This is a genomic window from Variovorax xiamenensis (assembly GCF_050916385.1).
Taxonomy (GTDB): Bacteria; Pseudomonadota; Gammaproteobacteria; order Burkholderiales; family Burkholderiaceae_C; genus Variovorax.
In genome coordinates this window covers 3,338,776-3,354,138 of sequence record NZ_CP139038.1, presented here as the reverse complement: position 1 = coordinate 3,354,138, position 15,363 = coordinate 3,338,776, and the positions used below count along the sequence as shown (strand labels likewise).

General features: G+C 68.2%; 16 protein-coding genes. 8 read left to right on the top strand and 8 right to left on the bottom strand.

Going from position 1 to position 15,363, the window contains the following annotated elements:
• Positions 1-71 precede the first annotated feature (71 nt).
• On the top strand, positions 72-980 hold the full coding sequence (locus SFB74_RS15280; protein WP_432731627.1) for a transglutaminase family protein: 909 nt from the start codon (positions 72-74) through the stop codon (positions 978-980).
• Between the two features lie 20 nt (positions 981-1,000).
• Here SFB74_RS15280 and SFB74_RS15275 read toward each other — a convergent pair whose 3' ends face one another.
• Together SFB74_RS15275 and SFB74_RS15270 are read right to left on the bottom strand one after the other, a co-directional pair.
• Positions 1,001-2,224, bottom strand: coding sequence for a glycerophosphodiester phosphodiesterase (locus SFB74_RS15275; protein ID WP_432731626.1), 1,224 nt, complete (start codon positions 2,222-2,224; stop codon positions 1,001-1,003).
• A 146-nt stretch (positions 2,225-2,370) separates the two neighbouring features.
• Positions 2,371-3,294 (bottom strand): crotonase/enoyl-CoA hydratase family protein, encoded by a 924-nt coding sequence (locus SFB74_RS15270; RefSeq protein ID WP_432731625.1) that lies wholly within the window; start codon positions 3,292-3,294, stop codon positions 2,371-2,373.
• Between the two features lie 80 nt (positions 3,295-3,374).
• Between SFB74_RS15270 and SFB74_RS15265 the strand changes: the two genes are divergently transcribed.
• On the top strand, positions 3,375-3,860 hold the full coding sequence (locus SFB74_RS15265; RefSeq protein WP_432731624.1) for a YcxB family protein: 486 nt from the start codon (positions 3,375-3,377) through the stop codon (positions 3,858-3,860).
• A gap of 9 nt (positions 3,861-3,869) precedes the next feature.
• Here SFB74_RS15265 and SFB74_RS15260 read toward each other — a convergent pair whose 3' ends face one another.
• Positions 3,870-5,366, bottom strand: a complete 1,497-nt coding sequence (locus SFB74_RS15260) for an ATP-binding protein (RefSeq protein WP_432731623.1) — start codon at positions 5,364-5,366, stop codon at positions 3,870-3,872.
• Positions 5,363-6,088 carry a response regulator transcription factor gene (locus SFB74_RS15255; protein WP_432731622.1) on the bottom strand — a complete coding sequence of 242 codons (726 nt, stop codon included), beginning with the start codon at positions 6,086-6,088 and terminating at the stop codon, positions 5,363-5,365. Before SFB74_RS15255 ends, SFB74_RS15260 begins: the two co-directional genes overlap by 4 nt.
• Positions 6,089-6,187: 99 nt before the next feature.
• Between SFB74_RS15255 and SFB74_RS15250 the strand changes: the two genes are divergently transcribed.
• The 4 genes from SFB74_RS15250 to msrA all read left to right on the top strand — a co-directional run bounded on the left by SFB74_RS15250 (position 6,188) and on the right by msrA (position 8,788).
• Positions 6,188-6,829 (top strand): cytochrome b/b6 domain-containing protein, encoded by a 642-nt coding sequence (locus SFB74_RS15250; protein ID WP_432731621.1) that lies wholly within the window; start codon positions 6,188-6,190, stop codon positions 6,827-6,829.
• A complete protein-coding gene (locus tag SFB74_RS15245) occupies positions 6,829-7,620 on the top strand; it encodes a molybdopterin-binding protein (protein ID WP_432731620.1) in 792 nt (263 codons plus the stop codon). Before SFB74_RS15250 ends, SFB74_RS15245 begins: the two co-directional genes overlap by 1 nt.
• Before the next feature lie 106 nt (positions 7,621-7,726).
• Positions 7,727-7,978: a pentapeptide MXKDX repeat protein gene (locus SFB74_RS15240; protein WP_432731618.1), complete on the top strand. Its 252-nt coding sequence runs from the start codon at positions 7,727-7,729 to the stop codon at positions 7,976-7,978.
• Between the two features lie 108 nt (positions 7,979-8,086).
• The gene (gene msrA / locus SFB74_RS15235; protein ID WP_432731617.1) at positions 8,087-8,788 is read left to right on the top strand and encodes a peptide-methionine (S)-S-oxide reductase MsrA; all 702 of its coding nucleotides are present in this window, start codon (positions 8,087-8,089) and stop codon (positions 8,786-8,788) included.
• A 7-nt stretch (positions 8,789-8,795) separates the two neighbouring features.
• Here msrA and SFB74_RS15230 read toward each other — a convergent pair whose 3' ends face one another.
• The gene (locus SFB74_RS15230; protein WP_432731616.1) at positions 8,796-10,094 is read right to left on the bottom strand and encodes an acetyl-CoA hydrolase/transferase family protein; all 1,299 of its coding nucleotides are present in this window, start codon (positions 10,092-10,094) and stop codon (positions 8,796-8,798) included.
• 8 nt (positions 10,095-10,102) lie between these two features.
• Positions 10,103-11,116: a class I fructose-bisphosphate aldolase gene (locus SFB74_RS15225; RefSeq protein ID WP_432731614.1), complete on the bottom strand. Its 1,014-nt coding sequence runs from the start codon at positions 11,114-11,116 to the stop codon at positions 10,103-10,105.
• 171 nt (positions 11,117-11,287) lie between these two features.
• Between SFB74_RS15225 and SFB74_RS15220 the strand changes: the two genes are divergently transcribed.
• Both SFB74_RS15220 and SFB74_RS15215 read left to right on the top strand, forming a co-directional pair.
• Positions 11,288-11,836 carry a DUF2844 domain-containing protein gene (locus SFB74_RS15220; RefSeq protein WP_432731613.1) on the top strand — a complete coding sequence of 183 codons (549 nt, stop codon included), beginning with the start codon at positions 11,288-11,290 and terminating at the stop codon, positions 11,834-11,836.
• An 83-nt stretch (positions 11,837-11,919) separates the two neighbouring features.
• Complete coding sequence (locus SFB74_RS15215; protein ID WP_432731612.1) at positions 11,920-13,224, top strand: DUF3443 family protein; 1,305 nt, start codon at positions 11,920-11,922, stop codon at positions 13,222-13,224.
• Positions 13,225-13,247: 23 nt separating this feature from the next.
• Here SFB74_RS15215 and SFB74_RS15210 read toward each other — a convergent pair whose 3' ends face one another.
• The gene (locus tag SFB74_RS15210; protein WP_432731611.1) at positions 13,248-14,420 is read right to left on the bottom strand and encodes an NAD(P)/FAD-dependent oxidoreductase; all 1,173 of its coding nucleotides are present in this window, start codon (positions 14,418-14,420) and stop codon (positions 13,248-13,250) included.
• A gap of 37 nt (positions 14,421-14,457) precedes the next feature.
• A complete protein-coding gene (locus SFB74_RS15205) occupies positions 14,458-15,357 on the bottom strand; it encodes a delta(1)-pyrroline-2-carboxylate reductase family protein (RefSeq protein WP_432731610.1) in 900 nt (299 codons plus the stop codon).
• Positions 15,358-15,363 lie beyond the last annotated feature (6 nt).

The following is a 15,363-nucleotide window of genomic DNA, read 5'->3' as shown; positions in this document are numbered from 1 at the left end:
GCGCCGATTCTGCGGCAAGAGCACGGCCGCGTTCCACACTTTTGCCGCGCGGAAGCACGAGAATGCGGCGCATGGCCACCCAGTACGACATCAGGCACACCACCGTCTACCGCTACAACAAGCCGGTCAGCTTCGGGCTGCACCGGGTGATGTTCCGCCCGCGCGACAGCCACGACCTGCGCGTGCTGGCCACCGACCTGCAGGTGAGCCCGGAGGCGAACACGCGGCTCATCCAGGACCCGTATTCCAACTCCGTCGCGCTGGTGCAGCCGCTGGGCGAAGCCACCGAGCTGCGCATCGTGTGCTCCTTCACCATCGAGCACGTGCCGCCCTCGCAGCGCGACCTGTTCACGCTCGACCCGTCCGCCGAGTTCCTGCCCTTCGCCTACTCGGTGCAGGAGCGCCTCGACCTCGAGCACTACCTGCGCCCGCATCACAACGACGACGAACAGGGCACGCTTATCCGCTGGGCCCACCAGTTCCTTCACACCGACCAGCCCAACAGCACGCGCGACGTGCTCACGCGCATGAACGCGCACATCGGCCAGAGCTTCGAGTACAAGGCGCGCGACGAGGAAGGCACGCAGACGCCGCTGGAGACGCTGGCGCTGGGCAGCGGCAGCTGCCGGGACTACGCGCTGCTGATGATGGAAGCCACGCGCAGGCTGGGCATCGCGACCCGCTTCGTCTCGGGCTATCTCTACGACGCGGCGCTGGACGCCGCCGCGCAGGCCCAGGGCGAACCGGGTTCGATGACCGGCGCCGGCACCACCCATGCCTGGCTGCAGGCCTACCTGCCGGGCGTGGGCTGGCTGGCCTTCGACCCCACCAACAACCTCATGGGCAGCGGCCAGCTGATCCGAGTCGGCGTCGCGCGCGACCCTTCGCTGGCGGCGCCGATCTCGGGCAGTTGGTTCGGCGACGCCGAGGCCTACGAAGGCCTCGAGGCCACGGTGGTCGTCACGCGCCGCGAGGGCTGAGCGGCGCGTTCCGGCACCTTCTACCGCGTGCGAGCCGCGCGGTATGCCTTGACCGCCGGCACCGCCGTCGCCGGGCTGTCGGCGAAGAGGCCGTCGATGCCCGCATCGAGGAAGGCCTTGATCTCGCCCGCCGTGTCGCCGTACGCGACGAGATCGGTCTTCGGGTCCTTCCTGAGGCTGTCGGGCAGGAAGTTGTTCTCGGGCCGGAAGGTCCAGACGTGGACCTGCAGCTTCTTGTCGTGCGCGTCCTTCACCAGCGTGGTGGGCGCACCGAGCTTGCCGTCGGCCACCGGGATCACGCTCGCCTTGTCCGCGCCGATGCCCTGCGCGTAGGTCGCGATCTCGGCCAGGCCTTCGGGCTTCTTGAGGTCGGCATAGGTCCGCTTGTCGCCCAGAACCTGGAGGTCGTAGGGCGCACCCGCCGAGTAGACGAGCTGGATGATCCTCACCGGGCTCTTCAGGCGGATGTCCTTCAGGTTGCCGGTCTCGAAGGACTGCACGAACACGGGCGCGTCGGCCTTGTTCATGTCGTGCTTCTGCAGCGTGTCGATCAGCTTCTTCTCCAGCGGCAGGCCGATGGAGCGGAAGTAGGTCGGGTGCTTGGTCTCGGGATAGACGCCGATCACGCGGCCCTTGGCCACCGATTGCGACTTGGCGAGCTGGATCACCTCGTCGAGCGTGGGCACCTGGAACTGGTCGTTGTACGAGACGTTGGCCGGGCGCAGCTTCGGAATGCGCTCGCGGGCCTTCAGCTCCTTGAGCTCGGCCAGCGTGAAATCCTCGGTGAACCAGCCGGTGATCGAAGTACCGTCGACGATCTTGGTGGTCTTGCGGCTGGCGAACTTCGGCACGTCGGCCACGTTGGTGGTGGCCTCGATCACGTTGCCCGAGGCGTCCACGACGGCGATGGCGTTCTCGTGGCGGGCGACGAGTTCGCCGTCCTTGGTGGGCACCAGGTCGGGCTCGATGAAGTCGGCGCCGTCGTCGATGGCCTGCTGGTACGCGGCCAGCGTGTGCTCGGGGCGCGCAGCCGAGGCGCCGCGATGGCCGATGACGAGAACCGGTGCGGGTTCCACGGCAGCGGGCGCCGGTGCAGGAGCCGGCGCGGGAGCCGGTGCCGGCGGCGGTGACACCGGCGCGATGGGCAGCAGCGGCGTGCCGCCACCGCTGCCGCCGCCACAGGCGGCGATGAACGCGCAGGCGCAAGCCGCCAGCGTCGTCCTGGAAAAGATGAACGATTGCATTGAGATTCCTCCCTCTTGTCTGTCGATGCGAATGCATCCGTCGCCGGCTTCTTCGTGTTTTGGTCGCCTGGCAACGGGCGCGCCGGATCATCGGAGGAGGACGTGTCGGTCGCGTGACATGCGACCGGCCACACATGCCGCGCCGCTCAGCCGCGCGCGGCCAGCTTCGCTTCGAGTTCGGCAATGAGCGCGCGGGCCTCGTCGCCCTCGGGAATAGGCCGGCCGCTGTCGCGCCACTGCACCGCGCTCTTGAAGCCTTCGGCCTCCGCCTGTCGCCTGAACCACATGCCCTCGGGGTTGTGGCGCGTGATGCCGTCGAACACGGTGGCGAACATCTGGCTTTGCTCCAGGCCCATCGAATGCCAGACCTGGTTGACGACGAGCTTGTGCATCATGAGATGCGAGCTCGGCACGCCGGCGATACGCAGCGCAAGCTTCGTCGTGGCCCCGTCGAGCTGGTCGGCCGGCACCGAGAAGCTCGCGAGGCCCCATTCGGCCGCCTGCGTGCCGGGAATGGTGTCGCCGGTGAACATGAGCTGCTTGGCGCGCATGGCGCCGAGGCGGTAGGTCCACATCGCGGTGGTCGGGCAGCCCCACACGCGAGTGGGCATGTAGCCGATGCGCGCATCGTCGGCCATGGTCAGCAGGTCGCAGCACAGAGCGATGTCGCTGCCGCCGGCCACCGCGTAGCCGTGCACCTTGGCGATGGTGGGCTTGCGGCTGCGCCACAGGGCCATGAAGTCGTCGGTGTTGCGCTTCATGGCGGCGTAGTCGAGCATCGGGTCCCAGGGTGTCTTCTCCTGGCGGCAGGGGTGGTCGCCCTGCCCTTCATGTCCGTGCCCCTCGGCGTAGTCCCCGAGGTCGTAGCCGGCGCAGAACGCGCGGCCCGCGCCTTCGACAACGATCACGTGCACCTCGTCGTCGGCCTCGGCCCATTCCACAGCGCGGCGTATCTCGGCGGGCGTGGTCTCGCCGATGGCATTGAGTTTCCCGGGCCGGTTGAGCACGAGGCGCGCGATGCGCGGATGCTGCGGGTCCTTGTCGATCAGCACGGTTTCGAAGGCGGGCATGGTCTTTTGTCTCCTGGAGTTGGGTCGCGTTGCTCTTGTAGCATCCACGCTCACCTGCAGGCAAACCTCCGGCTCCTTCCATGATCGCGACATTCAGAATCTCCGAAGACGACTACGCCGACGCGATGAAGCTGTTCGCCCGGCCAACGCCGCTGCGCTGGGCGTTGCTGGCGGCCATCGGCGTGCTGCTCCTGCTCGGCGCCCTGATCGGCGGCCCGGCGCTCTGGCCGGCCGCGGTGGGAGGCATGGTCGGCATGGCCATCGTGCTGCTGGCCACGCGCCTGCTCACGCCCGCCATGGCGCGCCGGCACTACCGCAAGTACAAGGCGATGCAGGCGGAATTCCAGGCGGAACTGCTGGAGACCGGCCTGCGCCTCGCGTCGCCGCACGGCGATGGCACGGTGGTGTGGGAGAACGTGCTCAAGTGGCGCCAGAACGACCGCTTCGTGCTGATCTACCCGATGCCTCGGCTCTATCACATCGTGCCGAAGTCGATCGCCTCCCAAGGCTTCGATCTGCGGGGCCTGACGCAACGGCTGGAGCGGCACGTGGGGCCGCCGTTCTGACGCGCTCCCTCAGATCCCCGCGGCGCCGCCCAGCTGGAAGCGGAACACCGCCCCCTTGTCCGCCTGCTGCACCAGCCTGATGTCACTGCCGTGCAGTTGCAGGATGCGCTTGACGATCACCAGGCCCAGCCCGCCGCTGCTTGCCGCGCCGTCCGCGCGCGAACCGCTCATGAACACGGGGCGCATGAAGAGCGCCTTCTGCAGCTCGCCCGGAATGCCCGGCCCCGTGTCGCTCACCTGCACCGTCACGCCGGCGTTCTCGGCGCGCAACTGCACCACGATCTCGCCGCCCTCGGGCGTATGGCGGATGGCGTTGTCCAGCAGGTTGGTCAGCACGCGCTCGATCATGCCGAGGTCGGCCGACACCACCGGCAGGCCGGGCGCGATGTCGGGCTTCAGGCGCTGGTGCCTTGCCTCGGCGGCCAGCTCGAACTTCTGGAACACGTCCTGCACCAGGTCGGCCAGCGCGAAGTTTTCCTTCTCGGGCTTGACCACGCCGTATTCGAGCCGCGCCAGCTCGAACACCTCCTGCGCGAGGCGGCCGACCTTGCGGCTCTGGCCGAGGGCAATCTCGAGATAGCGCCGGCGCTCTTCATCGCTGAGCGTGCCGGCCTTGAGCAGCAGCGTCTCGAGATAGCCGTGCAGCGAGGTCAGCGGCGTGCGCAGGTCGTGCGAGATGTTCGCGAAGAGCTCGCGGCGCTGCTGGTCCTGCAGCGTGAGCTCGCGCCATTGCTCGGCGATGCGGCGCGTCATCTGCGCGAAGGCCTGGCCCAGTTGCGCTATCTCGTCGCTGCCGCGGGAAAGCCGCTCCAGCGTGGGCGCCTCGCCTTCGAGCGATGCGATGCCTTCGCTCTCGAAGCGCTTCACCGCCGCTGTGAGCTCGCGCAGCGGCCGCGTGATGAGCCGGAATGCCGCCAGCCCCGCCAGCAGCCCGAGCAGCGACACCAGGCCCATCGTCCACAGCGTGGTGCGCAGCACGTTGTCGGCCGCCACGTTGGCGACCAGTGCGTCGTGGTCTTCGCCCTGCAGCACCACGTAGACATAGCCGGCGTCGCGCCCGCCCATCTGCAGCGGCGCGACGCTGAACACCTTGGAGCCGCTCGGACTGCGCGGATCGTCCCCCGCGATGGGCAGCGGCGCGCCCGACAGCAGCTTGCGGATCGGCCCCAGGTCGACCCTGTCGCGCTTCAGGTGCCCCGGCGGCGCGGCCTGCGCCTCGATGCGGCCGTCCAGCCCGAGCAGGTAGACCTCTACGCTCGGGTTGACGGCCATCAGCTTGTCGAACAGGTCTTTCACCGCGGCCTGGTCGAGCCCGCCGGGCTTCATGAGTTCGGAGTTTCCGGCGATGTGCGCCGCCAGCCCGCTCGAAAGGCGCTGGATGACCTCCTGCTCGTGCATGCCGTTGGAGCGCACCTGCAGCCACACCGAGGCGCCGCAGCACACCAGCAGCAGCACCGCGAACACGGCCGACAGCCGCCGCGAGAGCGTGGCCCAGGCCATCGTCATGCGGCCTCCTCCGCGCTGCCGGTGGCCGAGAGCTTGTAGCCGCGCCCCCACACCGTGAGGATGCGCCGGGGCTGTGTCGGATCGGCCTCCACCTTGGTGCGCAGCCGGTTGATGTGCGTGTTGACGGTGTGCTCGTAGCCGTCGTGCTGGTAGCCCCAGACCTGGTTGAGCAGGTCGAGCCGCGAGAACACCTTGCCGGGATTGCGAGCGAAGAAATACAGCAGGTCGAATTCGCGCGGCGTGAGCTCCACCGGCTTGCCGTCGACCCGCACCTCGCGCGCCAGCGGCTCGATGTCGAGGTTGCCCAGCGTGAGGCTGCCCGACTCCATGCGCGCGTTGCGCGCCATCGCGTCGGTGCGCCGCAAAAGAGCCTTCACGCGCGCCACCAGCTCCAGCACCGAGAAGGGCTTGGCCAGGTAGTCGTCGGCGCCGAGCTCCAGCCCGAGGATGCGGTGCACCTCGCTGGAGCGCGCGCTGATGATGATGATCGGCGTGTAGCGCGCCATCGCGCGGGCGCGGCGGCAGATTTCGAGGCCGTCGATGCCGGGCAGCATCAGGTCGAGCACCAGCGCGTCCCAGTTGCCGCGCTCCAGCTCGCGAAGGCCCGCGTGGCCGTCGGCGGCGTGCTCGATGGCATAGCCCTCGTCGCGCAGGTGCATGCGCAGCAGTTCGGCAATATGGGCGTCATCCTCGACGATCAGCACGCGCTTGGCAGTGTCCATGGTGGCGACATTGTCCCGCGATCCGGCCGGCCGAGTTATCACGATTAATTGAACTTTGCGTGATGAATCGGCCATGGGGTGCGCCCAACAATCCGCCCCATGAACAGCACGACAGCCATCGCTCCCCTCACCGCACCGGCCGATGCCGGCCCGGTACACCCGCTGTGGATGCGCATCTCGCACTGGCTCAACGCGCTGGCCGTGGTGATCCTGGTGACGAGCGGCTGGCGCATCTACGACGCATCGCCCTTCTTCCCGTTCAGCATCCCGACCGTGGTCACGCTCGGCGGCTGGCTCGGCGGCGCGCTGCAGTGGCACTTCGCGGCGATGTGGCTGCTGGTGTTCAACGGCCTCTTCTACCTGTTCATGAACGTCGCCACCGGCAGGCTGGTCGCGAAGTTCTTTCCGCTCACGCCCGCCGGCGTCCTGCGCGACGCGCTGGCCGCGCTCAAGGGCAGGCTCTCGCACGCCGACCCGCGCCACTACAACAGCGTGCAGAAGCTGGCCTACCTGTTCGTGATGCTCGACCTGATCGTGATCGTGCTTTCGGGCCTGGTGCTGTGGAAGTCGGTGCAGTTCCCGGTGCTGCGCGAGCTGATGGGCGGCTACGAGTCGGCCCGCCGCGTGCACTTCTTCGGCATGGCCGCCATCGTCGCCTTCGTCGTCGTGCACCTCGTGATGGTGGCCCTGGTGCCCCGCACGCTCCTCACCATGATCCGCGGCGGCACGCCCAAAGCCTGATGAAAATCTTCAAAGCCCCCACCCTGAACGGCATCGACGGCGAGGCCGTGCTGCACGAAGCCCGCGGCCTGATCTCGAAGAAGCTCGACGAGCCCTCGCGCCGCGTGTTCCTGCGGCGCTCGCTCACCCTCGGCGGCCTTTCGCTGCTCACCGGCTGCAGCATCAGCGACAACGCGCAGGTGGAAGCCGCGCTCACGAAGATCTCGCGCCTCAACGACAAGGTGCAGGGCCTGATCTTCAGCCCGACGCAGCTCGCTCCGACCTACACCGAGGCGGAGATCACGCGCCCCTTTCCGTTCAACGCCTACTACGGCGAGGACGAGGTCCGCGAGGTGGACGAAGCCAGCTACAAGCTGGAAGTGACCGGCATGGTGGCCGACAAGCACGCCTGGACGCTGGCCGAGCTGCGCGCCATGCCGCAGCAGGACCAGATCACGCGCCACATCTGCGTGGAAGGCTGGAGCGCCATCGGCAAGTGGGGCGGCGTGCGCTTTGCCGACTTCCTGCGCCACATCGGCGCCGACCTCACGGCCAAGTACGTCGGCTTCAAGTGCGCCGACGACTACTACACCAGCATCGACATGCCCACCGCTCTGCACCCGCAGACGCTGCTGACGCTGACCTACGACGGCCAGCCGCTGCCGCCGAAGTACGGCTTTCCGATGAAGCTGCGCATGCCGACCAAGCTTGGCTACAAGAACCCGAAGCACATCAAGGCGATGTTCGTCACCAATACCTATTCCGGTGGCTACTGGGAAGACCAGGGCTACAACTGGTTCGGAGGGAGCTGAGGGGCCGCCCAAGCCGCTCGACTGCCGAAGAAAGCGAAAGGCGGAGTTCCCCGGGGACCGAGCCGACATTGAAAACTCAACCTCAACTCACTCAGGAAAACTTCAAATGAACAAGCTCACCGCAACCGTGCTCGCCACCTGCATGGCTTTCGCCGGCGCCTCGGCTTTCGCCGCGGACGAAATGGCGAAGGACGGCATGGCCAAGGACTCGATGTCCAAGGACGGGATGAAGAAGGACTCGATGGCCAAGGATTCCATGTCGAAGGACGGCATGAAGAAGGACTCGATGGCGAAAGACTCCATGTCCAAGGACGCCATGAAGAAGGACGCCATGGGCAAGGACGAGATGAAGAAGTAAGCAGCCAAGGCACCTCGCAAGCGCCATTGACGTCCGGAAGATTCGGCGTCAATGTCGCGTTGGCCGATCAGCCGGCCGCCGCCAATCCCGTTTCCCCAAGGAATCCCCATGAAATCCCTCGCACTCACCGCAGGCACGCTGGCTGCCGCCGCACTGGTCTGGCACGCGGTGCCGTCGTTCGCCGAAACCGCGCGCCGCGTGCCCGCGCCGACCGCCGACCTGGTGGCGCCGCCCACCGCGAAGACCGAAACCGCCGTCTTCGCCGGCGGCTGTTTCTGGGGCGTGCAGGGCGTGTTCCAGCGCGTCAAAGGCGTGAGCAACGCCGTCTCGGGCTATGCAGGCGGCGAGGCGAAGACCGCGCGCTACGACGAAGTCGGCTCGGGTCGAACGGGCCATGCCGAGTCGGTGCGCATCACCTACGACCCGCAGCAGGTCAGCTACGGCAAGCTGCTGCAGATCTACTTCTCGGTGGCGCACGACCCCACCGAGCTCAACCGCCAGGGCCCGGACACCGGCACGCAGTACCGCTCCACCGTATTCGCCGAGAACGCCGAGCAGGCCCGCATCGCCAACGCGTACATCGCGCAGCTCAACCAAGCGAAGACCTTCGGCAAGCCGCTGGCCACCACGGTCGAGATGTCCAAGCCCTTCTACGCGGCCGAGGACTATCACCAGGACTACCTGACGCTGCATCCGAGCCAGCCCTACATCGCGATCAACGACATGCCGAAGATCGACGACCTGAAGAAGCTCTTCCCCGAAAGCTACAAGGCCACGCCCTCGCTGGTGAAGGCGGCCAAGTCGGGCTGAACGCGGTTCAGAGCAGCTTCAGCCGCTTCGCCTGCTCGGTCAGCTCCGCCCTGAAGGCCGGGTGCGCGATGCCGATGAGTTCGCGCGCCCGCTGCTTCGCCGACTTGCCGCGCAGCTGCGCCACGCCGTACTCGGTGACCACGTAGTTGATGTCGTTCTTGCTCGTGCTCACGTGCGTGCCCCGCGACAGCGAGGGCACGATGCGCGAGATGGTGTCGCCCTTGGCCGTCGAGGGCAGCACGATGAAGGCCTTGCCGCCGCGCGAGCGGTTGGCGGCGCGCACGAAGTCCGACTGCCCGCCCGTGCCCGAGTACGGTGCATGCCCCAGGCTCTCCGAGCCGCACTGCCCCAGCAGGTCGATCTGCATGGTCGCGTTGATGGCGACGAGGTTGTCGTTCAGCCCCGCCAGCGCCGGGTCGTTGGTGAAGTTCACCGGGTGCATCTCGAGCGCCGGGTTGCGGTCCATGAAGCGGTAGAGCTTCTCCGATCCGAGCGCGAAGGTCGCGACCGACTTGCCCGGCAGGTAGTTCTTGCGGCGGTTGGTGACCGCGCCGCTCTCCACCAGCTTGAGAATGCCGTCGCCGATCATCTCGGTGTGGATGCCAAGGTCCCGCTTGTGCGTGAGCTGCATCACCACCGCATCGGGAATGCCGCCGTAGCCGATCTGCAGGGTCGAGCCGTCGTCGATCAGGTCGGCCACGTACTTGCCGATGGCTTCCTGCACCACGCCGATCTTCGGCAGGCCGACCTCCATCACCGGTGCCTCGTTCTCCACCAGCGTGGCCACCTGCGAAACGTGCACGTGGCAGGCCCCGTACGCGAAGGGCACGTTCGGGTTCACCTCCAGCACCACGGCACGGGCCTTCGCGACGGCGGCCATGGTGTAGTCGGCGCCTAGGCTCAGCGAGAAGTAGCCGTGCGCATCCATCGGCGAGGCCATGCTGAAGACCACCTCGGCCGGGATCTGTCCGCGCTCGATCTGCGCCGGGATCTCGGAGAAGTAGTTCGGCAGGAAGTCGATCCAGCCCTCCTGCCCACCCGCGCGGGTTGCGCCGCCGAAGAACAGCGCGACGTGGCGCACATGCTCGATGGTTTCCGGGTCGATGTAGGCGTACTTGCGCATCGCGAGGATCTGCGCGACCTTCACGTCGCGGAAATCGCGCCGCTGCTCCGACAGCGCCGTGAGCAGCGTCGGCGGCTCGCCCACGCCGGTGGGCACGATGATCATGTCGCCGTCGCGCACCTGGCGCACGGCATCGGCGGGAGACGCCAGCTTCTGGCGGTACAGGTCCTGGGGAGTCGTCATGCTCGGTTCTATGCCTCTTCCTTGTATTCGCCGCGGCGCGCGGCGCGGTTGGCCCGGGTCCGCTGCACCAGCGCCTTCTGCGCGACGGCCACGTTGGCCGCCTCGCCGTTCCATGCATCGAGCGCGGGCTGTTGCACCGCGCGGGAGAACGAGAAGGTCAGTGCCCATGGCAGGCTCGACCTGAAGCGGGCGTTCATCTCGTTTAGGCGGGCCGAAGCCAGCCGCGCCGGCTGCCCGCCCGAGAGAAAGGCCACGCCGGGCACCGCAGCCGGCACGGTGCGCAGCAGGCACCGCATCGTGGCCTCGGCCACCGCCTCGACGGAGTCCTGCACGGGAGCCTTCAGCCCCGGCAGCACCATGTTCGGCTTCAGCAGCATGCCTTCGAGCAGCACGCCCTGCGCGCGAAGCTCGGCGAAGGTCCGGTGCAGCACTTCCTCGGTGACCTCGGCGCAGCGCGCGAGCGAATGATCGCCATCCATCAGCACCTCTGGCTCGACGATGGGCACCAGCCCGGCTTCCTGGCACAGCGCCGCGTAGCGTGCGAGGGCATGTGCGTTGACGCGGATGCATGCGCGCGTCGGCAGGCCATCGCCGATGGCGATCACGCCGCGCCACTTGGCGAAGCGCGCGCCCATCGCTGCGTATTCGGCCAGGCGCTCGCGCAGGCCGTCGAGCCCTTCGGTGACGGTCTCGCCGGGATGGCCGGCCAGCGGCTTGGCGCCCGTGTCGACCTTGATGCCGGGGATGATCCCGACGTCGACCAGCGCCTTCGCAAAGGGCTGGCCCGCATTCGTCTTCTGCCGGATCGTCTCGTCGAACAGGATCGCGCCGCCGATGCTGTCGGCCAACCCCGGCGCGGTAACGATCAGCTCGCGCCAGTCGCGCCGCGCGGCCTCCGTCTGCGGAATGCCGAGCGCGACGAAGCGCTTGTTGCAGGTGGCGTTGCTCTCGTCCATCGCGAGCAGGCCCTTGTCGCCGGCGACGAGCGCGCGGGCGGTGTCGATCAGTGTTTGTTCAGTCATGCCGGGCACCTCTCTGGCGGGCATCGTACGCCCTCCCCGTTCACTCGTTAACACCGCCAACCTGATCGCTGGCCGACTTGGCGTGCCAGCCAATGTGGCGCGCCGGGTCTTTATCTGGCCGACGCGAGCCGGCAGTAATCTGCGCGCGGTCGGGATGGAAAGGAAACCTGAATGGAACGTAGGTCACGAGAGTGCGATGCGCGCGGCGGCGGAAGGCCTGCAGTGCTGGCGGGCCTGGCGCTTGCGGCGACCGTGTTCGCGGCGCCTTCCGCATTTGCGGAGCTGGGCGGCGCGCCCACGCTGGCAGCCAGTCAACGCATCTCCATCGGGTCGCGCAAGGCCGCCAATCAGGCGACCGGCACTGCCACCGCGGAATCCGCTCCCAACTGGAGCACTCGGGAAGTCACGCTGCCCGACGGGCTGATCCAGCGCGAATACCTGACGGCCGACGGCGCCGTGTTCGCGGTGGCCTGGCGCGGCTCCCATCGGCCCGAACTGTCGGTCCTGCTGGGCACGAATTACGCACGGCAGATGTCCAGCAATGCACGCGCGCAGCGGCAGATGGGCAGGGGCTCCCACGCCACGACCACCCAGGCGGACGAGACCTTCGCGGTCCACGCCTCCTCGCACCAGCGCTCGTCGACGGGCGTTGCCTGGCTGCCGGGGCTGCTGCCCGCCGGGGTCGATCCGGACACGCTGACCATCCCGCAAGGCTCCTGACCGCCTCGCCCCCAATTCCTCTTGCAGTACCCAACGTGCCCATGGAACCACGACAAGCAGGCAACCGGCGTGCAGCCGGCGCCATGAACCTGATTCGCGCGGCGGTGTGCGCCGCAGGCCTTCTGGGCCTCGCAGCCTGTGGTGGCGGCGGGGGCGGCGGGGGCGGCGGCGCCCTGCCGATCGGGCTGCTGCCCGCCACGACCAGCGCGGCGCCGGCCTCGACCTCCACGCCGGACACGACGGCGGCGCCCGCCGCAAGCTCGCCGAACTCGATGTCGCTCACGGTGTCGCGCGGCACGGATTCGAGCGGCGTCAATCTTCCCCAGGTCAGCGTGAAGCTTTGCGCCCCGGCAACCGGCACCTGCCAGATCATCGACAACGTGCTGGTCGACACCGGCTCCACGGGCGTGCGCATCGCCGCCGCGGCGCTGAATTCGTCGATGCTGGCGGCCCTGCCGCAGGAGACGGTGAACAGCGTGCCGCTGAATGCATGCGAGCAGTTCCTCGACGGCTACACATGGGGAACGATGCGGCTCGCCGACATCACGCTGGGGCCGAAGTCCGCGACCTCGCAGCCGCTGCAGATCATCGGAGACCCGTCCTCCGGCATCGTGCCCGGCGCATGCTCGGACAACGGCACGCTCGATGCGGAGAACACGCCCGCCGACCTCGGAACGAACGGCATCATCGGCGTCGCCTCCTTCCTGCAGGACTGCGGCACCGCCTGCGCGCAGAAGGCCGTCGCGGCCACCTACTACGCCTGCCCCTCGGGCGGACAGTGCCAGGGCACGGCGGTGCCGGTTCCGATGCAGGCGCAGAACGTCGTGGCGAACTTCGCGCAGGACAACAACGGCGTCGTGCTCGGCCTGCCGGCGATTTCCTCGGCGGGACAAGGAGTGACCGTCGGCACACTCTATTTCGGCGTCGCCACGCAGGCCAACAACGCGATGAGCGGGGCCACCGTGCTGAAGACCGATGCGCGCACGCTCCGCCTTGCGGTCACCTACAAGAACTCGAGCTTCCCCGACAGCTTTCTGGACAGCGGATCGAACTTCCTCTTTCTCAACGATTCCACGATCGCCCAGTGCCCGAAGAGCGGCAATTTTGCGGGCTTCTACTGCCCATCGAGCACGCTGGACCTGAGCGCCAGCTTCACCGCCGCAACGGGAGCGGCGCTGAGCCAGAGCTTCGCCATCGCGAGCGCCCAGTCGCTTTTCACGAGCAATCCGGGCGTCGTGGCCGTCGACAACATCGCCGTTGCAAGCTCCGGCAGCAGCGCCATCGACTTCGGCCTTCCGTTCTTCTACGGCAGGCTGGTCGCGGTGCTCAACGAGGGCCAGTCGGCGCTGGGCCAGCAGGGGCCGTTCACGGCGCTGGCGACGCCCTGACGCGAGAGCCGGGCCAGGTCCAGCTAGATCACGTTCTTCTCGAGCAGCGGCCTGTTCTCGAGGATTCGCGCGAACGACACCGGCGAGAGGTCGAGGCTGCGGTATTCGCCGAAGCGGATCAGCTCCGCCAAGCCGCGCCCCGCCGCCGGGCATTGCTGCAGCCCGTGGCCCGAGAAGCCGTTGGCGAAGTGGAGGTTGTCGCAGTCCGGGTGCAGGCCGAGGATGGCGTTGTGGTCGAACACGTTCATCTCGTAGTAGCCGGCCCATGCGCCGGTCATGCGGATGGCCTCGAAGGCGGGCACGCGCTCGGCCAGCGAGGGCCAGATGAAGCTGTCGAAGGCCTCGTACTCGACTTCGAGCGGCGCGTCGTCGTGGTCCTGCTCTTCCGGCGGCGCGAAGCCGCAGATGAACTGGCGGCCTTCCGGGCGCAGCCAGATGCCGGAGGTGTCGATCACCAGCGGGCAGCCGGGCAACGCCTCGGGACACGAGAAGCTGAACACGCTGCGGCGGCGCCCGCGCACCGGCAGGTCGATGCCGGCCCATTGCGCCACCTTCGCGGCCCATGCACCCGCGGCGTTGGCGACCACGTCGGCCTCCAGCGTCTCGCCGCTGTCGAGCTGCACGCCCGTCACCATGCGCCCGTTTCGACGCAGGCCAGTGGCATGCGCCTGCACGTAGCGCACGCCCTGAGAAACCGCCTTCTTTCGGAAGGCCTGCAGCAGGCTATAGCCGTCGTACCAGCCTTCGCCCGAGAGGCCCAGCGAGGCAAGCTCGATACCCTGCGTCGACATCCAGGGGAAGCGCGCCTTCAGCTCTTCGGGCGTGAGCAGCGTCACGTCCACCGCGTGCGCCTTCTGCATCGCGTGGTTCTCGCGCAGCACATCGACGCCGGCCTGCGAGGCCAGGTAGAGGTAGCCGGGCTCGACGAGGCCGATGTCGGGCACGTCGTCGCCCACGCGCAGCGTCTGGCCGAGGTTGCGGAAGAAGTCGATGCCGTAGAGCGACATCCGGATGTTGATGGCGGTGGAGAACTGCTGGCGGATCGAGCTGGCCGACAGCGCCGAGGACGCCTGCCGGTAAGAGAAGTCGCGCTCGACCACCGTGACATCGAACCGCTCTCCGCCGGGATCGTTGGTCAGGAAATAGCCGATGGCGGAACCGATGGCCCCGCCGCCGATGATCACCACACGGCGCATGAAATGCCTTCCTTGTCGTTGCTGCTGCTGTCAGCCTTCATTCTTGCCCTTCATGGGCCAGTTGCGCCGCCGCGAGATCCCAGAGCGCATGCCCCACCGTCTTGACCAGCACCGGCCGGCCCGGCGGCGCCGGCGATGCATCGCGAAACGCCTGCACGGCGGCCCAATCGACCCCCGCGCGGATCAGGTCGCCCGCCTCGCCGCGCGCGCCCTCCAGCGTATCCACAAACACCGCGCAGCGGCGCACCAGCTCGGGCGGCACTTCGGCCATGTCGGCGCGATAGGCGCCCACGGCGACGATGATGGCGTCCGGCCTCGGTCGCGACGGGACCACGGGCTCCTGCGAGTTGGTCGCGGCGACGATCAGGTCGGCTTCTTCCGCCTCGGCAGCGGGATCGGCAACCGCTTCGGCATCGACACCCTGCGAGCGCATGTGTTGCGCCAGCGCCTCGGCATGCTCCAGCGTTCGCGCATGGATCTTCATGTGCCGCACGCCCCACACCTGCGCGAAGGCCTCGGCATGCGCGCGAGCCTGCACGCCGGCTCCGATGAGCAACATGCGCTGCGCGCCCGTGCGCCCTGCCCTTGCCGCCCCGGCCAGCGACAGTGCCGCGGTGCGCCGCGCGGTGAGCACGTTGCCGTCCATCGCAAGCAGCCGCGTGCCGGTGGCCGCATCCATCAGCGTGACGTCCCCCTGCACCACCGGCAGGCCGCGCTGTGCATTGGCGGCGTGCACCGTCACCGTCTTCAGCGCGGCGTAGCGCAGGTCGGCAGCCGGCATCAGCAGCATGACGCCGCCTTCGGCGAGCGGCACGCTGGTGCGGGGCGAGGCATGCGCTTCGCCTCGCCGTTCACGCTCGAACATTTGCAGCAGCGCCTCGACCAGCGCGCCGTAAGGCAGCGCAGCGGCGGTCTGAGCGGCATCGAGTGTCCGCATGCGGGC